Origin of the sequence: Streptomyces cadmiisoli (assembly GCF_003261055.1) — a bacterium.
In the GTDB taxonomy this organism is placed as follows: Bacteria; Actinomycetota; Actinomycetes; order Streptomycetales; family Streptomycetaceae; genus Streptomyces; species Streptomyces cadmiisoli.
On record NZ_CP030073.1, the window covers coordinates 7,024,281 to 7,045,474 of the forward strand.

At 73.1% G+C, this 21,194-nt stretch carries 19 protein-coding genes and 5 tRNA genes; 17 read left to right on the forward strand and 7 right to left on the reverse strand.

The window, feature by feature from the left end:
• Positions 1-144: 144 nt before the first annotated feature.
• The 9 genes from DN051_RS30875 (at position 145) to DN051_RS30915 (ending at position 12,128) form a co-directional block, all read left to right on the forward strand.
• Positions 145-1,188: a methionine ABC transporter ATP-binding protein gene (locus tag DN051_RS30875; protein ID WP_053759784.1), complete on the forward strand. Its 1,044-nt coding sequence runs from the start codon at positions 145-147 to the stop codon at positions 1,186-1,188.
• The gene (locus DN051_RS30880; protein ID WP_162624991.1) at positions 1,185-1,922 is read left to right on the forward strand and encodes a methionine ABC transporter permease; all 738 of its coding nucleotides are present in this window, start codon (positions 1,185-1,187) and stop codon (positions 1,920-1,922) included. Before DN051_RS30875 ends, DN051_RS30880 begins: the two co-directional genes overlap by 4 nt.
• Positions 1,923-1,987: 65 nt before the next feature.
• Positions 1,988-2,815 carry a MetQ/NlpA family ABC transporter substrate-binding protein gene (locus DN051_RS30885; RefSeq protein WP_053759786.1) on the forward strand — a complete coding sequence of 276 codons (828 nt, stop codon included), beginning with the start codon at positions 1,988-1,990 and terminating at the stop codon, positions 2,813-2,815.
• Between the two features lie 9 nt (positions 2,816-2,824).
• Positions 2,825-3,655 carry a MetQ/NlpA family ABC transporter substrate-binding protein gene (locus tag DN051_RS30890; RefSeq protein ID WP_053759787.1) on the forward strand — a complete coding sequence of 277 codons (831 nt, stop codon included), beginning with the start codon at positions 2,825-2,827 and terminating at the stop codon, positions 3,653-3,655.
• Between the two features lie 127 nt (positions 3,656-3,782).
• Positions 3,783-4,418: a GNAT family N-acetyltransferase gene (locus tag DN051_RS30895; RefSeq protein ID WP_053759788.1), complete on the forward strand. Its 636-nt coding sequence runs from the start codon at positions 3,783-3,785 to the stop codon at positions 4,416-4,418.
• A gap of 114 nt (positions 4,419-4,532) precedes the next feature.
• Positions 4,533-5,744, forward strand: a complete 1,212-nt coding sequence (gene cbiE, locus DN051_RS30900; protein ID WP_053759789.1) for a precorrin-6y C5,15-methyltransferase (decarboxylating) subunit CbiE — start codon at positions 4,533-4,535, stop codon at positions 5,742-5,744.
• Positions 5,745-6,089: 345 nt separating this feature from the next.
• Entirely contained in the window at positions 6,090-9,869 is a 3,780-nt protein-coding gene (cobT, locus tag DN051_RS30905) for a nicotinate-nucleotide--dimethylbenzimidazole phosphoribosyltransferase (RefSeq protein ID WP_112440040.1), read from the forward strand.
• 143 nt (positions 9,870-10,012) lie between these two features.
• Complete coding sequence (gene cobA / locus DN051_RS30910) at positions 10,013-11,245, forward strand: uroporphyrinogen-III C-methyltransferase (RefSeq protein WP_053759791.1); 1,233 nt, start codon at positions 10,013-10,015, stop codon at positions 11,243-11,245.
• A gap of 64 nt (positions 11,246-11,309) precedes the next feature.
• Positions 11,310-12,128, forward strand: coding sequence for a TrmH family RNA methyltransferase (locus tag DN051_RS30915; protein ID WP_053759792.1), 819 nt, complete (start codon positions 11,310-11,312; stop codon positions 12,126-12,128).
• Positions 12,129-12,132: 4 nt separating this feature from the next.
• Here DN051_RS30915 and DN051_RS30920 read toward each other — a convergent pair whose 3' ends face one another.
• Positions 12,133-13,587, reverse strand: a complete 1,455-nt coding sequence (locus DN051_RS30920; RefSeq protein WP_246041135.1) for a serine/threonine-protein kinase — start codon at positions 13,585-13,587, stop codon at positions 12,133-12,135.
• 705 nt (positions 13,588-14,292) lie between these two features.
• Between DN051_RS30920 and DN051_RS30925 the strand changes: the two genes are divergently transcribed.
• The 3 genes from DN051_RS30925 (at position 14,293) to DN051_RS30935 (ending at position 16,133) form a co-directional block, all read left to right on the forward strand.
• Positions 14,293-14,499 carry a hypothetical protein gene (locus DN051_RS30925; protein ID WP_053759794.1) on the forward strand — a complete coding sequence of 69 codons (207 nt, stop codon included), beginning with the start codon at positions 14,293-14,295 and terminating at the stop codon, positions 14,497-14,499.
• A 336-nt stretch (positions 14,500-14,835) separates the two neighbouring features.
• Positions 14,836-15,771: a phosphotransferase family protein gene (locus tag DN051_RS30930; protein ID WP_053759795.1), complete on the forward strand. Its 936-nt coding sequence runs from the start codon at positions 14,836-14,838 to the stop codon at positions 15,769-15,771.
• A gap of 80 nt (positions 15,772-15,851) precedes the next feature.
• Positions 15,852-16,133 carry a TFIIB-type zinc ribbon-containing protein gene (locus DN051_RS30935; protein WP_053759796.1) on the forward strand — a complete coding sequence of 94 codons (282 nt, stop codon included), beginning with the start codon at positions 15,852-15,854 and terminating at the stop codon, positions 16,131-16,133.
• Positions 16,134-16,194: 61 nt separating this feature from the next.
• On the opposite strand, the gene DN051_RS30940 is transcribed toward DN051_RS30935, so the two are convergent.
• The 5 genes from DN051_RS30940 to DN051_RS30960 form a co-directional block, all read right to left on the reverse strand.
• Positions 16,195-16,266, reverse strand: a tRNA-Val gene (locus tag DN051_RS30940).
• 43 nt (positions 16,267-16,309) lie between these two features.
• Positions 16,310-16,381, reverse strand: a tRNA-Val gene (locus tag DN051_RS30945).
• A gap of 35 nt (positions 16,382-16,416) precedes the next feature.
• A tRNA-Val gene (locus tag DN051_RS30950) sits at positions 16,417-16,488 on the reverse strand.
• A gap of 1 nt (position 16,489) precedes the next feature.
• Positions 16,490-16,563 (reverse strand) — tRNA-Cys (locus DN051_RS30955).
• Positions 16,564-16,602: 39 nt separating this feature from the next.
• Positions 16,603-16,675, reverse strand: a tRNA-Gly gene (locus tag DN051_RS30960).
• A 178-nt stretch (positions 16,676-16,853) separates the two neighbouring features.
• Between DN051_RS30960 and DN051_RS30965 the strand changes: the two genes are divergently transcribed.
• The 3 genes from DN051_RS30965 to DN051_RS30975 all read left to right on the forward strand — a co-directional run bounded on the left by DN051_RS30965 (position 16,854) and on the right by DN051_RS30975 (position 19,602).
• A complete protein-coding gene (locus DN051_RS30965) occupies positions 16,854-17,900 on the forward strand; it encodes a chorismate-binding protein (protein ID WP_112440042.1) in 1,047 nt (348 codons plus the stop codon).
• Complete coding sequence (locus DN051_RS30970) at positions 17,897-18,718, forward strand: aminotransferase class IV (RefSeq protein ID WP_053759798.1); 822 nt, start codon at positions 17,897-17,899, stop codon at positions 18,716-18,718. The genes DN051_RS30965 and DN051_RS30970 overlap by 4 nt, the downstream gene beginning before the upstream one ends.
• A 62-nt stretch (positions 18,719-18,780) precedes the next feature.
• Positions 18,781-19,602, forward strand: coding sequence for a GNAT family N-acetyltransferase (locus DN051_RS30975; RefSeq protein ID WP_053759799.1), 822 nt, complete (start codon positions 18,781-18,783; stop codon positions 19,600-19,602).
• 13 nt (positions 19,603-19,615) lie between these two features.
• Here DN051_RS30975 and DN051_RS30980 read toward each other — a convergent pair whose 3' ends face one another.
• On the reverse strand, positions 19,616-20,134 hold the full coding sequence (locus DN051_RS30980; RefSeq protein WP_112440044.1) for a DsbA family protein: 519 nt from the start codon (positions 20,132-20,134) through the stop codon (positions 19,616-19,618).
• A gap of 209 nt (positions 20,135-20,343) precedes the next feature.
• Between DN051_RS30980 and DN051_RS30985 the strand changes: the two genes are divergently transcribed.
• Both DN051_RS30985 and DN051_RS45940 read left to right on the forward strand, forming a co-directional pair.
• Positions 20,344-20,787 (forward strand): hypothetical protein, encoded by a 444-nt coding sequence (locus tag DN051_RS30985; protein ID WP_053759945.1) that lies wholly within the window; start codon positions 20,344-20,346, stop codon positions 20,785-20,787.
• A gap of 165 nt (positions 20,788-20,952) precedes the next feature.
• Entirely contained in the window at positions 20,953-21,105 is a 153-nt protein-coding gene (locus DN051_RS45940; protein WP_199314715.1) for a hypothetical protein, read from the forward strand.
• Positions 21,106-21,194 lie beyond the last annotated feature (89 nt).

The window sequence follows — 21,194 nt, forward strand, 5'->3', positions numbered from 1 at the left end:
GTGTCCGTACGCGACTGAGCCCGCCCCCGCGCACACCTCTCCCCGGTTCCTTCGCCACAGCGAGAGCCGTGCCGCGTTCCCGACCGAATGCACCCGTGCCCGGCGCCCTGCTGCGCCCTGCACTCGACAGTGACGGAATCCCCAGTGATCACGACATCGGGCCTGACGAAAATCTACCGGGCCAACCGTTCGCGCGGCCGTGAGGTCACCGCCCTGGACGGCGTCGACCTGCACGTCCGCGAAGGCGAGGTGTACGGCGTCATCGGCCAGTCCGGCGCCGGCAAGTCGTCGCTCATCCGCTGCGTCAACCTCCTGGAGCGCCCCACCTCCGGCACGGTCACCGTCGCCGGCCAGGACCTCACCGCACTGGCCGGCCGCGGCCCGCGCGCCGGCCGGGAGCTGCGCCGGGCGCGCAGCCGCATCGGGATGGTCTTCCAGCACTTCAACCTGCTGTCGACCCGGACCGTGCAGGAGAACGTCGAGCTGCCGCTGGAGATCCTCGGAAAGTCGGGGAAGGAACGTTCCCGCAAGGCGCTCGAACTGCTCGACCTGGTCGGTCTCGCCGACAAGGCGAAGTCCTACCCCGCCCAGCTGTCCGGCGGCCAGAAGCAGCGCGTCGGCATCGCCCGCGCCCTGGCCGGCGACCCGAAGGTGCTGCTGTCCGACGAGGCCACCAGCGCCCTCGACCCGGAGACCACCCGCTCCATCCTCCAGCTGCTGCGCGACCTGAACCGGCAACTGGGACTGACCGTCCTGCTCATCACCCACGAGATGGACGTCGTCAAAAGCATCTGCGACTCGGCCGCCCTGATGGACCGGGGCCGCATCGTCGAGTCCGGCACGGTCAGCGAACTCCTCGCCACCCCGGGCTCGCAGCTGGCCTCCGCGCTGTTCCCGGTGGGCGGCCGGGCCTCGGCCGACGACCGCACCGTCCTCGACGTCACCTTCCACGGCGAGGCCGCCACCCAGCCCGTCATCTCCCAGCTGTCCCGTACCTACAACATCGACATATCGATCCTGGGCGCGGCCATCGACACCGTCGGCGGCCTCCAGGTCGGCCGGATGCGCATCGAACTGCCCGGCCGCTACGAGGACAACGTCGTGCCGATCGGCTTCCTGCGCGAACAGGGCCTCCAGATCGACGTCCTGGGCACCGAGCCCGCACTGGTCAAGGAAGGTGCCAAGTGACCTGGTCCGAGATGCAGCCCCTGCTCGAGCAGGCCTGTACCGAAACGCTGATCATGGTCGGCTGGTCCACCCTGATCGCCGTCGTCCTCGGTCTGCCGATCGGCGTCCTGCTGGTCCTCACCGACAAGGGCGGCCTGCTGCAGAACAGCGCGGTGAACAAGGTCACCGGGCAGATCGTGAACATCGGCCGCTCGATGCCGTTCATCATCCTGATGGTCGCGCTGATGAGCTTCACGCGCTGGGTCACCGGCACCACCATCGGCAGCGCGGCCGCGATCGTGCCGCTCGCCATCGGCGGCATCCCGTTCTTCGCCCGCCTGGTCGAGACGGCCGTCCGCGAGGTGGACCACGGTCTCGTGGAGGCCGTCCAGTCGATGGGCGGCAACACCTGGACCATCGTGCGCAAGGTGCTGGTGCCGGAGGCGCTGCCCTCCCTGATCGCCAGCACCACCACCACCGTCATCGCCCTCATCGGCTACTCCGCGATGGCGGGCACCGTCGGCGGCGGCGGTCTCGGCGACCTCGCCGTCCGGTACGGCTACCAGCGCTTCGAGACCGGGCTGATGTGGATCACCGTGGGGATCCTCGCCGTGGTGATCTCCCTGATCCAGTTCGCCGGCGACTACTCGGCCCGCTCCCTGCACCGCCGCGGCGCCCGCTCCGGCCCCGGCCCCAGGCTCCGCCTGCTCAAGGCCGCGAAGCCCGCGACCGCGGACGTCGACAAGGTCGCCTGAACCCCCCCAGAACTCCCCGTACACCCAGGACGGGGTCGCTCCACCCTTAAGGAAAGGCACTTTTCGTGCGTAACACCGCCAAGTTCACCGCCGCCGCCCTCGCCGTCGGAGCCCTGACCCTCGGGCTCACCGCCTGCGGCTCCTCCGACAGCGGCTCCGACTCCGCCGACGGCCCGCTGATCGTCGCCGCGAGCCCGACCCCGCACGCCGAGATCCTCACCTTCGTCAAGGACAACCTGGCGAAGGACGCGGGCCTCGACCTGGAGGTCAAGGAGTTCACCGACTACGTCACGCCGAACACGGCGACGGAGGACGGATCGGTCGGCGCCAACTACTTCCAGAACCAGCCGTACCTCGACGACTTCAACAAGAAGAACGGCACCCACATCGTGCCCGTCGTCACGGTCCACCTGGAGCCGCTCGGCCTCTACTCCCACAAGTTCAAGAGCGCCGACGACCTCAAGAGCGGTGCCACCATCGCCGTCCCGAACGACACGGTCAACGAGGCGCGGGCGCTGAAGCTGCTCGCCGACAACGGCCTGATCACCCTCAAGGACGGCGTGGGCAACGAAGCGACCCCCGCGGACATCACCGAGAACCCGAAGAACTTCAAGTTCAAGGAGCTGGAGGCGGCCCAGACGCCGCGCTCCCTGGACGACGTGGACGCCGCGGTCGTCAACGGCAACTACGCCATCGAGGCCGACCTCGAGCCCGCCTCCGACGCACTCGTCCTGGAGTCCGCCGATGACAACCCCTACGGCAACTTCCTCGCCGTCAAGGAGGGCAACGAGGACGACCCGCGCGTCGAGAAGCTCGCCGAACTCCTGACCTCTCCCGAGGTCAAGAAGTTCATCGAGGACGAGTACGACGGCTCCGTCATCCCCTCCTTCTGAGGACCCGGGATGCGAAAGAACCTCGTTTCCTCCGCGGCCGCCGCACTCGCCCTCGGCCTGGCACTGACCGCCTGCGGTTCGGGTTCCGACTCCGGTGCGGGCGGCGGTGACGACACCCTGGTCGTCGGCGCCACGCCCGTACCGGCCGGCGAGGTCCTGGCCTACGTCAAGGACAACCTGGCCGCCGACGCGGGCCTGACCCTGGAGATCAAGGAGTTCACGGACTACGTCCTGCCGAACACCGCGCTCCAGGAGGGCTCGCTCGACGCGAACCTCTACCAGAACGAGCCCTACCTCGACGACTTCAACGAGGCCAAGGGCACCGACCTGGTCCCCGTCGTCAAGGCCTATCTGCCGCCCATGGGCGTCTACTCGAAGCGGGTCGCCGACGTCGCCGACCTCGCCGACGGCGCCACCGTCGCCGTGCCCAACGACACCACCAACGAGGGCCGCGCCCTCAAGCTCCTCGCCGCCGAGGGCATCATCACGCTCAAGGACGGCGCGGGCGCGGACGCCTCACCGGCGGACGTCGCCGAGAACCCGAGGAACCTCAGGTTCAAGGAGCTGGAACCCGCCCAGCTCCCGCGCTCGCTCGACGACGTGGACGCCGCCGTCATCAACAACAACTTCGCCCAGGACGCGGGCCTGAACCCGGCGAAGGACGCCGTCCTCCTCGAGTCGGCCGAGAACAACCCGTACGCCAACCTCCTGGCCGTCAAACGCGGCAACGAGGACGACCCGCGGGTCGAGAAGCTCGCCGACCTGCTCACCTCCGCGGATGTGCGCAAGTTCATCGAGGACAAGTACCAGGGTTCGGTCCTGCCGGTCACCGCCGGCTGATCCGCGCACCGCACCACGGGGACGACCGCCGGTCCGGAGTCGACCCCGTGGTGCGGTTCGGTGCTTCCATGCTGCATGCTGGGCAGTTCAGCAGGCCCTGACGGTTCGAAGGCTACGGAGCGGCGTCATGACGAGCACCTTCCCCAACATCTCCATCAGCACGGAGCGGTTGGTGCTGCGCCCCTTCGACGAGGACGACGTCCCCGCGCTGGCCGAGATGATGAACGACGAGCAGGTCGTCGCCTGGACCGACGTACGCCTGCCCTTCACCGAGGACGCGGCACGCGCCTGGATCACCGAGTACGCGCCCGCCGAGCGCGCCTCCGGCCGCGGCCTCGCCTTCGCCGTCACCGAGTTCCTCACCCAGCGCCTGGTCGGTGTCATCCGGCTGCTGCGCACCAACTGGCACGTGCGCTCCACCGAGCTGTCGTACGTCGTCGCCCCCTGGGCACGCGGTGAGGGCTACGCCTCCGAGGCCGCGCTCGCCACCGCGCAGTGGCTGTTCGGCGGCCAGAAGTTCGAGCGCATCGAACTGCGCACCGCCGCCGACAACACCGCTTCGCAACAGGTCGCCCAGAAGATCGGCTGCATCAGCGAGGGCGTCCTGCGCGGCGCCTGCATAGCCCGCACCCGCACCGACGACGGCCGCTGGATCGAGGTGCGCACCGACTACATCGTCTGGAGCCTGCTGCCCGAGGACCTGGAGGGCGCGGGCGAGCCGTCGGGCGACAGCGGTTTCACGACGTACTCGGACTGGAACTGACGCCACGGGCGACCGCGCCCCGATGTCCTCCGGCAGCACCGGGTACGCTCACGGAGCCCGCCCGCAGGCGGGCCGCCCGCGACGACCTGCACAAACCCCTGGAGACTGACGACGATGGCCGATCGGGTCACGGTGATCGGCTGGGACGGCTCTCCGCTGACCGCCGCGGCACGCGCCGCCCTGGGCGCCGCCACCCTGGTGGCCGGTGCCGCCCACCACCTCGCGCTCCCCGAGGTGCCGCACGGCGCCGAGCGCATCCGCCTCGGCAGTGTCGCCCTCGCCGCCCGCCGCATCGCCGGGCAGCGCGGCAGCGCGGTGGTGATCGCCGACGGCGACCCCGGCTTCTTCGGCGTCGTCCGCACACTGCGGGATCCCGAGTTCGGCCTGGAGGTCGAAGTCGTCCCCGCCGTCTCCTCGGTGGCCGCGGCCTTCGCACGGGCCGGAATGCCCTGGGACGACGCACAGGTGGTCGTCGCCCACCGCCGCACCCTGCGACGCGCGGTGAATGTGTGCCGCGCCCACACCAAGGTGGCCGTCCTCACCTCGCCCGGTGCCGGCCCGGCCGAACTCGGCCTGCTCCTGGACGGAATCCACCGCACCTTCGTGATCTGCGAGGAACTCGGCACCGACCGCGAGCGGGTCACCGTCGTCACCTCCGACAAGGCCGCGGACCACACCTGGCGCGACCCGAACGTCGTCATCGTCATCGGCGGCCCGGCCGGCGCGGGCGACGGCGGCGGCTGGATCGCCGGCCGCGACCCGGCCGCCGGCCCCCGCGGCTGGACCCTGCCCGCGGAGGCGTACGAGGGCCGGCTCGGCGAGGGCGAGACCCAGCCGCTGCGCGCGGCCCAACTCGCCCGCCTCGGCCCCCGCGTCGGCGACCTCGTGTGGGACATCGGCTGCGGCAGCGGGGCCTTCGCCACCGAGGCCGCCCGGGCCGGCGCCGCCGTCATCGCCGTCGACCGGGAACTCGACGCCTGCGCCCGCACCGACGCCGTCGCGCGCCGCTTCGGCCTCCAGCTCCAGATCGTCCACGGCAACGCCCCGCACGTCCTGGAGAACCTGCCCGAACCGGACGTCGTCAGGGTCGGCGCCGGAGGTGCTGCCGTGGTCTCCGCGGTCGCCGACCGCCGCCCGCAGCGCATCGTGGCGCACGCCGCCACCCGCGACGCCGCCGAACTCGTCGGCCGCAACCTCACCGAGCACGGCTACGAGGTCGAGTGCGCCCTCCTGCAGTCCATGGAACTCGACACACGGGCCTGGACGGAGAAGGAGCGGAGCGTCGCATTCCTGCTCAGCGGGGTCCTGCCCGACCGCTCCCCGTGATCGGTTTGTCGTACCGCGCGCGGTAGGCTGGCCGACTGTTGCACCGCATTCGGACGCCCGGCACCTCGTCGGTCAATGTCCGGAAAACCCGCTTCTTTTGGGGCGAGTGTGGTACGGCGGAACCGGAAAGAGCGCAACGTGGCGCAGTCCACACACGGGACGTCGCGGATCAAGCTGACGTGACGGAGGGACGACCGCGACAATGCCACTGAATGGCTTTGTCGCCTTTTCCGGCGGGTCGTTCGTGCCGCTCGGCACGCACGCTCGTTCTTCACTACGGGCGGTCGGTGCGCCGTTCCGGGTGAGCTGGTCGTAGGAGCATCAACCGATGGGCGAGGGGTACGCATGACCGACACCGGCCAGGTCCCGGGCGAGGGGCTGCCGGAGAACGCAGGCATGGTGGAGCAGCCGGGCGTCGTCGCGCCCGACGCGTACACCTACCTCTCCGAAGCTCCCGCCGAGGACGAAGACCTGCTGCTGCCAGGTGCCCAGGGCGCGTGGGGCAACGAAGTGGCCCCGCCCGCCCCCGAGCCGGTCGTCGAGGCCGTCCACCAACCCGACGCCCACGAGATGTCCGGCCGCGACAGCGGCTCGGTCGACCTCGGCGGGGTACGGCTGCCCGAACCGGCCCCGGCCGCGCCCTCGGCGCCGCGTCGCCCGCTGCACCTCGGTCCCCCCATTCCCGACGCCTCCGCGAGCCCGGTCCGCTCCCTCGCCGACCGCGGCCCCGCGGGCGCGCCGGTCCGGCCGACCGGTCCGCAGACCGCCGGTCCCGAGTACCTCGACGTGCCGCGCTCGCGCGAGATGCCCCCGCAGGGCGCCGTGCCGTGGAACGGGCAGCCGCCGGTCGGAGCCGGGGTGACCCCTGGTGAAACGGTTGTTCCCCCCATGTACCAGCAGCCCGAGCCGGTGGGAGCCGCGCAGGCCGCGGTGGGCCGGCTCGCGGCGGAGGCCGGGGCGTCCGGCCACGGCGAGGCGTACGCCGCGCAGGTCTGGCCGCCGGGTGCGCCGTCCCCGGACGCGAGCACGACGGACACGCCGGCCATGGCGTCCGCCGGACCGGTCGACGGTGCCGGTGAGCCCGCGGCGATGCCGACGGCCGTCCCGGTGCCCGGGGCTGAGACGGCCTCAGGTTCCGGTCCCGACGCCGAGGTGGTGGCCGGTCCCGAGCAGACCGCCGGAGCGAGCGGCGGTCCCGTCGAGTCCGCCGGGGCGCCGTCCGCCGACGGCCCGGAGCCCGTTCCCGCCCAGGCGGCGACGCCGGACGACCGGACGCCGGTGGCGGTGCCCATCGCCGATGCCGTGCCCGGCGTGATGGCGCCGGACGCCGGCGCCGCAGCCGTACAGCCCGCCGATGCCGCAGCGCCGGCCGCCGAGGCAGCCGGCTTCGAGGCCCCTCGGACGCAGCAGCCCGGACCCGCCCCCGTCGAGGCTCCCGCAGCGGCGGACGCGGCCACCCCCGCCCCGGAAGCGATCCAGGCGCAGGGGGCCGTGGCGCCCGAGGCGCCCCACGCCGCCGCGCCCGACGCGGCGCAGGCACCCGCGGCCGCCGTGTCCGACCCGGCGCAGGGCCCCGCACCGGCCGTCACGGAGCCGCCGCACGCCCCCGAGTCCGGCCAGCCCGAAGCCCTCCCGGTGTCCGGCCCGCAGCTCCAGGCGGTGGACGCCGCCCCCGCCGACGCCGTACCGGTCGGGCCGGCGGACGTCCACGCGGTTCCCGCCGCGGACCCCACCGCCCCACCGCAGTCCCCCCAGCAACCGGACACCGAGCACACCATGCCCCCCGCGCACGACACGCACCAGGACGCCGTGGGCGTCGACGTCCCGGAGGTGAGCGGCCACGCCGTGGCCGAGCCGTCCGGTCCCGTCCCCGACCCCGCCGGACCGAGCCCGGACACGGCGCCCGACGCGCAGGCACCGGCCGTCGCACCGGCTACGGACCCGGCCGAACAGGCGGCCGACGCGGTCGCGGCCACGCCCGTCCCGGAGCCGCAGCCCGCCGAGGCGCCCGCCCCGTCCGCCGGGCCCCCCGCCGAGGACGAGGGCGTCCCGGCGGACGCCGGACAGCCGCAGGGCGTACCCGCGGACGCCGTTCCGGCGCAGCCTCTGCCGGACCAGTCCATGGGCCGGTTCGTGCCGGTCGACGGTTCGGTGCCGACCACCCCGCACCTCGCGCCGACTCCGCCGCACCCCGTCGTGCTGCCCTCGCAGGAGCAAGGACCGCAGACAGCGCCGGTCCCCGACCCGGTGCCCCTGGTCCCCGCCCCCCGGGAGGCCGACACCGAGCCCGCGCCCGAACTCCTGGTGGAACAGCGCGCGGAGGACCTGGACACCCGGGCCGCCGACCAGGACGCCGTCGCCGCCGAGGTGTACGAGGCGCGCCGCTCCACCGGCCCGGCCGCGCCCGCCTACGACGAGGCCGAGCGCGCCGCCGTGCTGAAGGTCATGCGCGAACGCCGCGACATCCGCAACGGCTTCCGCAGCGACCCGATCCCGCACGAGGTGCTCCTGCGGGTGCTGGAGGCCGCCCACACCGCTCCCTCCGTCGGCCATTCGCAGCCCTGGGACTTCGTGGTCATCCGCTCCGCGGAGACCCGGCGCGCCATGCTCGACCTCGCCCTGCGCCAGCGCGACGCCTACGCCAAGTCGCTGCCCAAGGGACGGGCCAAGCAGTTCAAGGAACTGAAGATCGAGGCCATCCTCGACACCCCGGTGAACATCGTCGTCACCGCCGACCCGACCCGGGGCGGTCGGCACACCCTCGGCCGCCACACCCAGCCGCAGATGGCGCCGTACTCGTCCGCCCTCGCGGTCGAGAACCTCTGGCTCGCCGCCCGCGCCGAGGGCCTCGGGGTGGGCTGGGTCAGCTTCTTCGACGAGCGCGAGATGGTCCGTGTCCTCGGGCTGCCCGAGCACCTGGAGGTCGTCGCCTACCTGTGCGTGGGGTACGTCGACGAGTTCCCGGACGAGCCCGAGCTGATGCAGGCGGGCTGGTCCAAGCGCCGTCCGCTGTCCTGGGTCGTGCACGAGGAGACGTACGGCCGCCGCGCCCTGCCCGGCGAGGAGCCGCACGACCTGCTCGGCGAGACCGTCGCGCAGATCCGCCCGCTGGACGCCAAGGCGCTCGGCGAGGCGTGGGAGCGGCAGAAGCGCATGACCAAGCCGGCCGGCGCGCTCGGCATGCTGGAGATCATCTCCGCGCAGTTGTCGGGACTGTCCCGGCAGTGCCCGCCGCCGATCCCGGAGCCCGCGGCCGTCGCGATCTTCGCCGGTGACCACGGCGTGCACGCCCAGGGCGTCACCCCCTGGCCGCAGGAGGTCACCGCGCAGATGGTGGCCAACTTCCTCGGCGGGGGAGCGGTCTGCAACGCCTTCGCGAGCCAGGTGGGCGCCGAGGTGTGCATCGTCGACGTGGGCGTCGCCGCGGACCTCCCGGCCACCCCGGGTCTGCTGCCGCGCAAGGTCCGCCCGGGCACGGGCGACATGACGACCGGCCCGGCGATGACCCGCGAGGAGGCCCGGCAGGCCATCGAGGTGGGCATCGAGACCGCCCGCGACCTGGTGGCGGCCGGCAACAAGGCCCTGCTCACCGGGGAGATGGGCATCGCCAACACGACGGCGTCGGCGGCCCTGATCTCGGTGTTCACCGACACCGACCCGGCCGAGGTGACCGGCCGCGGCACCGGCATCAACGACGAGACCCTGGCCCGCAAGACCGAGGTCGTGCGCCGCGCCGTCGAGCTCCACCAGCCCGACCCGGCCGACCCCATCGGGGTGCTCGCCGCGATCGGCGGACTCGAACACGCCGCCATGGTCGGCCTGCTCCTCGGCGGTGCCTCCCTGCGCACCCCGGTGATCCTGGACGGTGTCAGCGCCGGCGCCGCGGCCCTGGTCGCCCGCGCCATCGCGCCCGAGGTGCTGGCCGCCTGCATCGCGGGCCACCGCAGTGCCGAGCCCGGTCACGTGGCCGCGCTGAACAAGCTGGGCCTGCGCCCGCTGGTCGACCTCGACCTGCGCCTGGGCGAGGGCACGGGCGCGCTGCTGGCCCTGCCGATGGTCCAGAGCACGGCGCGGGCGATGCACGAGGTGGCGACGTTCGACTCGGCCGGCGTCACCGAGAAGTAGCGCCCGGACCGAGGCGGGGGCGGGCGGACTTCGCGCCCGCCCCCGCCTCGGCCGTACGCTGAACGCACTCTAAAATCCGCACGTCAGGGCTGCTCCAGCGCCGTAGCGCCCATCGCACCGCCAGCACGAGGAGCCGCACCCTCATGGCCGAACACCCCGCCTATCCCGTAGGCCTCCGCCTGACCGGCCGCCGCGTGGTCGTCCTCGGCGGCGGCCAGGTCGCGCAGCGCCGCCTGCCCGCGCTCATCGCGGCCGGCGCGGACGTCCTCCTCGTGTCGCCGGAGGCCACGCCCTCGGTCGAGGCCATGGCGGAGTCCGGCGAGATCGCGTGGGAGAGGCGCCGGTACGAGGACGGAGACCTGGCGGAGGCCTGGTACGCCCTGATCGCCACCAGCGACCACGCGGCGAACACCCGCGCCTCCGCCGAGGCCGAGCGGCGCCGTGTCTGGTGCGTGCGCTCCGACGACGCCGACGCGGCCACCGCCTGGACACCGGCGACGGGCCGCAGCGAAGGCGTCACCGTCGCCGTCCTGACCACCGACGCGCGCGGTCGCGACCCCCGTCACACCGCCGCGATCCGCGACGCCGTCGTCGAGGGCCTGCGCGACGGCACGCTCGTCGCCCCCCACCACCGCACCCGCACCCCGGGCGTCGCCCTGGTCGGCGGCGGGCCCGGCGACCCGGACCTGATCACGGTCCGCGGCCGGCGGCTGCTCGCCGAGGCCGACGTGGTGATCGCCGACCGCCTCGGACCGCGCGATCTGCTCGCCGAACTCCCGCCGCACGTCGAGGTGATCGACGCGGCGAAGATCCCGTACGGCCGCTTCATGGCGCAGGAGGCGATCAACAACGCCCTGATCGAGCACGCCAAGCAGGGCAAGTCCGTGGTACGCCTCAAGGGCGGCGACCCGTTCGTCTTCGGCCGCGGCATGGAGGAGGCCCAGGCGCTCGCCGAGGCCGGCGTGCCGTGCACCGTCGTCCCCGGCATCTCCAGCTCGATCTCGGTACCGGGCGCGGCCGGCATCCCGGTCACCCACCGCGGCGTCGCACACGAGTTCACCGTCGTCAGCGGCCACGTGGCCCCGGACGACGAGCGCTCCCTGGTCGACTGGCCGGCGCTCGCCCGCCTCACCGGCACGCTGGTGATCCTGATGGGCGTCGACAAGATCGGGAAGATCGCCGACACCCTGATCGCGCACGGCAGGCCGGCCGGCACCCCGGTGGCCCTGGTCCAGGAGGGGACGACGGCCGCCCAGCGCCGCGTGGACGCGACCCTGGCGACGGTCGCCGAGACGGTGCGTACGCAGGAGGTCAGGCCCCCGGCCGTGATCGTCGTCGGCGCGGTCGTGGGGGTCGGTCCGCACCCGAATGAGTAACCGCGGGTAACCCAACCCGTTCCGAGCCGTTGGCAGCACTCCCAGGACAAGGCAGTATCACCCTGTGGCCGATCTCATCACCGTCGAGGATCCCGACGACCCGCGCCTGCACGACTACACGGGCCTGACCGACGTGGAGCTGCGCCGCAAGCGCGAACCCGCCGAAGGCCTGTTCATCGCCGAGGGGGAGAAGGTCATCCGCCGCGCGAAGGACGCCGGCTACGAGATGCGGTCGATGCTGCTGTCGGCCAAGTGGGTCGACGTCATGCGCGACGTCATCGACGAACTCCCCGCCCCCGTCTACGCGGTCAGCCCCGAACTCGCCGAACAGGTCACCGGGTACCACGTGCACCGCGGCGCGCTCGCCTCCATGCAGCGCAAGCCGCTGCCCACGGCCGCGGAACTCCTGCGGACCACCCGCCGCGTCGTGATCATGGAGTCGGTCAACGACCACACCAACATCGGCGCCATCTTCCGCTCGGCCGCCGCGCTCGGCATGGACGCGGTCCTGCTCTCCCCGGACTGCGCCGACCCGCTCTACCGCCGCAGCGTCAAGGTCTCGATGGGCGCGGTCTTCTCCGTGCCGTACGCCCGGCTGGACACCTGGCCGAAGGGCCTGGAGTCGGTGCGGGAGGCCGGCTTCACGCTCCTCGCGCTCACCCCGGACGAGAAGGCGAGAAGCCTGGACGAGGCGGCCCCGCACCGGATGGACCGGGTGGCCCTGATGCTCGGCGCCGAGGGTGACGGCCTGTCGACCCAGGCCCTGGTCGCCGCCGACGAATGGGTCCGCATCCCGATGTCCCACGGCGTCGACTCGCTCAACGTGGGTGCGGCGGCCGCCGTCGCCTTCTACGCGGTGGCGACGGGCCGCCCCCGCCCGTAGGCCACTACGGCGTCGTGGGCGCCGGCGCCGCGTCGTACCGCTCGGACACCATCGGCTCGTCGAGCTGCGGGTGGTCGGGACCGGTGCTCTCCCGCTGCTCGGGCGCACCGCCCGGCGCGCCGCCGAGCCCCCGGGCCGGACCCTGGCAGCCCTGCACCACACCGATGCCGAGCGCCACGAACAGCGTCACCACCACGAACACGAACAGCCGCTGGCGCAGCAGCCGCGGATTGGCCGGCCGCCGCCCCGCCGGGGTGTTCCGCGGTCCCGGACGCCCGGCACCGCCGCGCGGCGCGGGCCGGTTCGGACCGCCGGAGCGCGTACCGCGCGAGGCCGGGGTGTTCCTCGGCGTCGGCGTGGACCCCGTACCGGACCGGGCCGACGACGCGCCGCCACCCCGCGGAGCCGTACCGCCGGCCCGCGACGGACCACCATGACGGGAGGGCGCAGCGCTCCGCCCCGACGCGGGACCGCGGGTCGCGCCCGTCGTCCGGCCCGTCGACGCCCCCGGCGTGCCCTGCGGTCCGGGCCGGCGGCGCTGAGGGCGGTCCGGATAGGTGTCGGCGAGCCTGCCGGTGGACCGGTCCGCCTCACCGGAGCGCGGCGCGGGCGGACGCCCGTCGAGGACGCCCTGCGCCTCACGGGCCGCGATCTCCTTCAGTCGCAGCGACAGTTCGAGGGTGCTGGGCCGCTCCTCGGGGTCCTTCGCCAGACAGGCCCGTACGAGCGGGGCGAGCGCGTCGGGCACCCCGTGCAGCTGCGGTTCCTCGTGGACGACGCGGTAGAGCATCACCTCGGAACTGCCGTGTCCGAAGGGGGAGTCGCCGGTCGACGCGTACGCCAGGGTGGCGCCGAGCGAGAACACGTCCGTGGCGGGGGTGACGGCGGCGCCGCGGACCTGCTCCGGGGCGAGGAAGCCGGGCGAGCCGACGGCGGTGCCGACATGCGTGAGGGTGGACGCCCCGGTCGACCAGGCGATGCCGAAGTCGATGATCCGCGGGCCCTTGGGGGAGAGCAGGATGTTGGACGGCTTCAGGTCCCGGTGCACCACACCGGCCTCGTGCACGGCGACGAGCCCCTCCGACAGGGCGGCCCCGACGGCGGCGACGTCCGCCGCGAGCAGCGCTCCTCCCTCGGCCACCTTGTCGTGCAGCGACGGCCCCGGCACGTACTGCGTGGCGAACCACGGACGGTCCGCGTCCAGGTCGGCCGCCACCAGGCGCGCCGTGCAACCGCCCCGGATCCGCCGAGCGGCGGACACCTCGCGCGCGAACCGCGACCGGAACTCCTGATCCTCCGCCAGGTCCGGCCGGATCACCTTCAGCGCGACCCGCTGCCCTTTCCGGTCGGAGCCCAGGTAGACAACGCCCATCCCACCCGCGCCGAGACGCCTGTGGAGCCTGAACGAGCCGACGACGCGCGGGTCCTCGCGCCTCAGGCGCATCATCGCCATGTTCATCCCCGCTGCCCGGTCCGTGTGACGTGGCACAGCTTACGTTTCCGTGGCCGCCTGCGCGCAGAGGCCGCGCCCTCTCGGCCCGGTCGATTGTTAGTGCCGGGCAGGAGATTTGAGGGACGGTCAGGGAGCTTTCGCCCAGGGCCCCTTCGCCGGCACCCCCTTTTCAACCCCCCGCGGGCGAAAGGGGATTGGACGCCTGCGGGCCGACCTCGCCGAACCGACGGGGGACACGGGGTACGGGACGCCGGCGCACCGGCCGGTGGGGGTCCGAACGGTCAGGCGGGCGGGGACGACGGTACGCCGAGACGTCGACGAGTGAGCGAAGTCACCCGGTGAGGCCCCTTTCCCCTGGTCCGCCGCAACGGGGTCGAGCGGCGCGGACCGCACGGCACACCCCGGTCACCCGCACCGGAAAAAGGGACCGGGCGCCCCGCGGGGGCAACCGGGAGATACCCACACACTCGGGGGCACCCCCTCCGGGTGGTCCCCGAGACCCAGGACCGCGTCTCCACCCAGGGGAGTACTCCCCGGGTGACGGCTCATCCTCCGGGAGGCCCGGCAATCGGTACGAGGGCATGACGTCCACCGGACGGCCGCCGCCTAGATTTGAGGTCAAGCGGCGGGTGCAGCACTCGTCCCCCGAGGTCAGACACCCGCCGCTGCCAAGGACAACCGAGGCAACCAAGAACGGTCAGGAGAGGGACCATGGCCCACACGGCTTCGCGGACAGCGGTCCGCGCGCAGGGACGCAGGGCGTACGCCGCCTTCCGCCCCCGCCGTACGGGCCGTCGCCACCCGCTGGTGGCGACGGCGATGGCCCTTCCCCTGGCGGTCCTGCTCCTCGTCGTCTTCGACGGCTGGGAGACAGTGGCCACACAGGCGTCGTCCGTGGGAGTGATGCTGGGGCGCTGAGCGGCGACCCCAGGCCCGGAAGAGCGGTCCGGGCGGGAACATCAACCCATAACCCCGTGGGGACGGGGGTGCGGCGGACGGCACAGATGCCGGCGCAGCTGGGGAGCTGCGCCGGCATTGCTCTTGCCCGAAAGGCGGCGGGCGCCCCCGACGCGCCGGCGACCGGCCGCGCGCCGGACCGATCCCGGCCCCCAACCACCCGGCGCCTGCCCGGGCAGGCCCCCAACCACCCGGCGCCTGCCCGGGCCGGCCTTCGCGCCGGCACCGGCGGCCCCGAACCCCACCGACCCCGCACGTACGCTCTCTCGGAGCGCCCGATCCCACCGAGGGAGTACCGTGACGACCCCGCTCCTGGCCGACCTGGCCGCCGAGGCCAGAAACGCGGCCCACCCGCAGAGCGACCCCTGTGCCTGCGGCGTGGTCGTCACCCTCGCCGACCGCGCCGACGCCACCGTCGTCCGGCACGCCGCCACCGTCGCCAAGGCACACACTCCCGGCACCGATCCGGCCGAACTCCGCGCCCGTCTCGATACGGCCGCGCGTGTCCCCGGCGTGCTGCTGCCCCCGCTCACCCCTACACCCGTCCTTGTGCACGGCCGCCTCGTCACCCTCTGGCCGTACGGCACCCCCGTGGACCCCGACGCGCCGGACGAGGCCCCGTGGGAGGCGGCCGCCGGCCTCCTCGCCCGACTGCACCGCACCACGCCACCGGTGCCGCTGCCCCCCATGCGCGGCCCCGAGAAGGCGGCCCGGGCGATCACCCGGCTCCACGCGGCCGGCCCGCACCCCGCCGCCCGCGCGGTCACGCGCGCGTGGGCGACACTGCCCGCCTGGGCCCGCGCCGAGGCACCCCCGCCGGACGCCACGTCGCTGTGCCACGGCGATCTCCACCTCGGCCAGCTGGTCCGCCATCCCGCACCCGCCGGCCCCTGGCTGCTCATCGATGTCGACGACCTCGGGCTGGGCCCCGCGGCCTGGGACCTGGCCCGGCCGGCCGCCTGGTACGCCTGCGGACTGCTGCCGCCCGACGAGTGGACCCGCTTCCTCACCGCCTACCGGGCGGCCGGCGGCCCCGCCGTCCCGGCGGACGGCGACTGCTGGCCCGCCCTCGACGTCCCGGCGCGCGCTCTGACGGTGCAGACCGCCGCACGAGCCGTCGCCAAGGCCGCCGCGGCCGGCCGCCCGTTGGACGAGGTCGAGCAGTGCCTGGTCGACGCCTGTGCCCGAATGGGAACCATCCCCGCGCAGTTGCCCCGGAACTTCGCGAAGTAGGGTGCAACCGACCCCGGCCGGACAGAGTCTGTCCTGGCGATACGTGAAGCAGGACCGAGCAGCGAGGAGTTGAGGCGAGCATGCAGTGTCCGAAGTGCCACGCGCCGATGCACACCTACAACCGCAACGGCGTCCAGATCGAGCAGTGCTCGAACTGCCGAGGGATATTCCTCGACTACGGCGAGCTGGAGGCCCTCACCCGCCTCGAGTCCCAGTGGACCCAGCCGGCCCCGCCCCCGCCCGGCGCGCAGCCCTACCCCGCCCCGTCCGCTCCCGCGTGGGGCGCTCCGCACGGCGGCCACCACGGACACCACGGCCAGCACCGGAACAAGAGCTTCGGGCGCATGCTGTTCTCGTCCTGACCCGGCCAGGACACGACGACGGAGCCCCCGGCCGTACGCGACGGCCGGGGGCTCCGGTGTGTGGACGATACTGGGATTGAACCAGTGACCTCTTCCGTGTCAGGGAAGCGCTCTCCCGCTGAGCTAATCGTCCTCGGGACCACGACCACTCCATGGAGCGGATCATGGGCACTGCGTGCGCGATACTGGGATTGAACCAGTGACCTCTTCCGTGTCAGGGAAGCGCTCTCCCGCTGAGCTAATCGCGCGGAGATCCTTGCGGATCGAGGTCCTTGCGGACCAGTGGACGATACTGGGATTGAACCAGTGACCTCTTCCGTGTCAGGGAAGCGCTCTCCCGCTGAGCTAATCGTCCTTGGAGGTGGAGACGGGATTTGAACCCGTGTAGACGGCTTTGCAGGCCGTTGCCTCGCCTCTCGGCCACTCCACCAGGAGTGTAGGGGACCACGAGGATCCCCGTATTCCTTCGAGCGGACGACGAGGCTCGAACTCGCGACCTCAACCTTGGCAAGGTTGCGCTCTACCAACTGAGCTACGTCCGCCTGTCGTTTCGGTCGGCTTGCGCGTCCCGGCGACGTGTTGAACTCTAGCGGATTCCCGGGCCAGTACAAAAACGCGTTTGCGCAGCGTGCTGCCCTGCGTCTGCCCGCGGACCTGGCCGGACCACCTGGAAGGACACGGCCGGGCCACCCGCGGGACACCCGCCATAGACTCGACAACGTGCTCGATCTCTCTCCCCTCGCCCGCTTCGGCGACCGTGTCGCCACCGGCCTGCTCGACGTCACGAGCGACCCGGCGGCCCTGGACTCGGCCGGTTTCTGGGCCGTCGTCGCGGACTTCGAGGGCGCTCTGACCTGCGCACGCTTCGCGGACGTACACGAGGAGCCGGTGCCCGTCCCGGTGCCGGGGCAGTGGCGCGGACCCGCTGTCGACGACTGGACGTCGTCCCTCGACCACGGCGCGTACACGGCCGCGGTGCGCCGCATCAGGGAACACATCGCCGCCGGCGAGGTCTACCAGGCGAACCTGTGCCGGGTGCTGTCCGCGCCGGTCGCGCCGGACGCCGACGTGGACGCCCTCACCGCACTGCTGGCGCGCGGCAACCCGGCACCGTACGGCGGGACGGTCCGGCTGCCCGGACACGGTGTGGAGGTCGCAACCGCCTCGCCGGAACTGTTCCTGCGGCGTGTCGGCCGCACCGTCGAGTCGGGGCCCATCAAGGGCACCGGGCGCACCGAGGCGGACCTCCTGGAGAAGGACCACGCCGAGAACGTGATGATCGTCGACCTGGTCCGCAACGACCTCGGGCGGGTCTGCGAGGGCGGCAGTGTGACCGTGCCCGACCTGTGTGCCGTGGAGAAGCACCCCGGGCTGGTCCACCTCGTCTCCACCGTCCGCGGCGAGCTGCGCGAGGACGCCGGCTGGCCGGAACTGCTCGGCGCGGCCTTCCCGCCCGGCTCGGTCACCGGCGCGCCCAAGTCGAGCGCCCTGCGCATCATCGACGCCCTGGAGACGGCACCCCGGGGTCCGTACTGCGGCGGCGTCGGCTGGGTGGACGCCGACCGGGGGACGGGCGAGCTGGCGGTCGGCATCCGCACCTTCTGGATCGACCGGGAGCACGCCGAGCTGCGCTTCGGCACGGGTGCGGGCATCACCTGGGGGTCGGACCCGGAGGGGGAGTGGCGGGAGACCGAGCTCAAGGCGGCCCGGCTGCTCGCGATAGCGTCGGGGGAGTACGAGGTGAGTGGAGAGGGACTGACGACGTGAAGATCTGGCTCGACGGCGGTTTGCAGGACATCGAATCCGCCCGCGTCTCCGTCTTCGACCACGGGCTGACCGTGGGCGACGGCATCTTCGAGACCGTGAAGACGGTCGACGGCTCGCCGTTCGCGCTCACCCGGCACCTGGACCGGCTGACCCGCTCCGCGCGCGGACTGGGGCTGCCCGACCCGGACCTGGACGAGGTCCGCCGCGGCTGCGCCGCCGTCCTGGAGGCCAACCCCGCGGCGCTCGGCCGGCTGCGCATCACCTACACCGGCGGCCACGGCCCGCTCGGCTCCGACCGCGGCGACCGCGGGCCGACCCTGGTCGTCGCTCTCGGGGAGACGGCGCGCCGCCCCGACTCCACCGCCGTGATCACCGTCCCCTGGACCCGCAACGAACGCGGCGCGGTGACCGGTCTGAAGACGACCTCGTACGCCGAGAACGTCGTCGCACTGGCCCGCGCGCACGAACAGGGCGCGTCGGAGGCGCTGTTCGCCAACACCGTCGGGCAGCTCTGCGAGGGCACCGGCTCGAACGTCTTCGTCGTCCTCGACGGAGAGATCCACACCCCGCCGATCGCCTCCGGCTGCCTGGCGGGCATCACGCGCGCGTTGACCGTCGAGTGGACCGGCGCCAGGGAGACCGACCTGCCGCTGGACGTGCTGGAACGGGCGGACGAGGTGTTCCTCACCTCCACGCTCCGCGACGTCCAGGCCGTTCACCGGGTCGACGCCCGCGAACTGCCGGGCGCCCCGGGTCCGGTGACGGCCAAGGCCATGCGGATCTTCCAGGAGCGGTCCGGGGACGACCTCGATCCCTGACCGCCCCGGGCGGCGCCGAAATTCGGCTGACCGATGCTGCCACGGCGGGTAGAACTCCTCTGATGACCACCACCCTGCGGCCCACCGAGCCGCTTCAGCGCGGGGCGGCCGGGGCACTGTCCCGCCACTACCACGTGTGCGTGAACAGCCGTCCCGTCGGCCGGATACACCTCGCCACCCACCCCCTCTTCGGGCCCCGGGTCGCCCGGATCCGCGACCTGTACATCGAGGAAGCGGACCGCGGGCGCGGCCGGGGCACCGTGGCCGCGCTGGCCGCCGAGGAGGTGGCGCGGGGCTGGGGGTGCGGCCGCATCGAGATCACCGTGCCCGCCGGCACCGCCGCGCTGCGGCTCGTGACCGCGCTCGGCTACGTCGAGCGCAACCGCGGCATGGAGAAACCCCTCGGCCGCACGGCGCCCGAACTGCCCGCGGGCACCCGGGGCCGGCCCATGACCGCGACCGAGTACGGCCCGTGGCTGGAGTACGCCAAGGGCGAGTACGCCCGGAGCTGGATCGGCCGCGGTGTGCCCGAGGACGAGGCGCGGGCCAAGTCGGAGCGGGACCACGCGGACCTGCTCCCGCACGGCCCGGAGACCGAGAACGTTCTGATCAGCGTGCTGGAGCACGACGACGTCCGGGTCGGCACCCTGTGGCTCGCGCTGACCGAGGACCAGGCGTACGTCTACGACGTCGAGGCCGACGAGCGCTTCCGGGGCCGCGGTCACGGCCGCGCGCTGATGCTGCTGGCCGAGCGGCAGGCGATCGGCGCCGGCAAGAAGGCCCTGCGCCTGAACGTCTTCGCGGGCAACACACCGGCCGAGCGACTGTACGAGTCACTCGGGTACGTGCCGGTCAGCCACTCCCTCTACAAGGGCCTGCTCTGAGCCCGGCCGGGACTCATCCCCGGTCGGCGAGCAGCCGGTCCGCGATCTCCTCGATGCGCTCGCGCAGCCCCTCCTGGCTCTTGCCGCCGTCGAGGCGCTGCCCGTCGATGACATAGGTCGGGGTGCCGGTCACGCCGATCGCCTTGCCCTCGGCCTGATCGGCGTCCACGATCAGGATGTGCCGGCCGTCGATCAGCGCCGTGTCGAACTCCTCGGAGTCCAGACCGAGTTCACGGGCCACCTCGACGAGGAAGCCCTCGCCGCCCCGGTCCAGCTCCTCCACCCGGGCCAGCACCGCCTCGACGTACGGCCAGCCCTGCCCCTGCTCGATGGCCTCCTCGGCGGCCTGCGCGGCGGCGAAGGCGTGCTTGTGCTTCTCCAGGGGGAATTGCCGCAGCCGCAGCTCCAGCCGGTCGCCGTAGCGGGCGCGCAGGGAGCGGATGTCGTCCAGGGCACCACGGCAGTCCGAGCACTGGAGTTCACACCAGATGTCGAGGACGGGCACGGGCCGGGCGGGGGAGGCGTCGTTCATGCCGCCCAGTCTCCCAGCAGCCCGGCGACCGGCCCAATCGGGATACCCGGAGCGGCGCCCGCGACCTTGCGACCGGACCGGGACTTGCGGAGGAGCCGACCCGGAGATCTCCCTGATGTCAGCCGGGACGATGGCCCGCGGGGGTGCGGGGGGTGCAGGATGGAAGGGGCAAAAGCGCCTTGCCCGACCGAGCCCGCATGGAGGACCGGATGATTGCCGAAACCGTCTGTTCCGCCGTCGCCGCGGCCGGCCTGGGCATCGCCGCCGTGACGGCGTTCCGCAAGCGTTTCCTCACGGCTGCCCGGATCGCCGCCTACGCCCTCGTCCCCCTCGGTCTGGTGATGACCGGATTCGTGGAGTGGGCCGCCGACACCGCGTTCAGCCCTGTGGCCTGGGCCGGCTTCGGAGTGCTCGGCGGTGCCTGGCTGCTGTTCGCCGGGACGCGCGCGATCGAGCGCCGCCGCGGCAGGCGCAAGGGGGCCACCGCCGCCCAGCCGGACGTGGTGGCACCGCAGGCCTCGGCGCCCTCCCTGGGTGCGGCCAAGCGGGGCACGGACCCGACCCGGTCCAAGCCCTCCACGGGATCACGGGCCGGTGATTCAGGGGACGACTTCAGCGACATCGAGGCCATCCTGAAGAAGCACGGCATATGAGCCTGGCCGTAGCCGGCCGGCACGAACAAGGGGATCGCGACCGGTCGCCGGCCGTGCGGTCTGCGACACTCTTCGTGCACAAGATCACGGGATTCGGCGAACTCCCGGAGTTTCCGTGCGTGTTGATCGCGTAGTGGCCCCTCGCTGCGCCATCATCGCGACGAGATGCTGGACACGAAACAGAGCGATGCCGCGCCACCTCAGGACGAGCCGCGCGGGTGCCTCTTCGCCCTTTCCCAGCCACCGCTGATGATCTTCCTTGCGGTGATCGGGTGTCTGCTGCTCATGGCTGCGTTGCACGACCTGCTGCTGCTCTGAGCCGTACGCGCGGTCCCCGGCGCCACCCGCCGGGCACCGCGTCGACACCGGTGTCCGCCCGAGCCGCGATCGACGGCTCACGCGTCCTC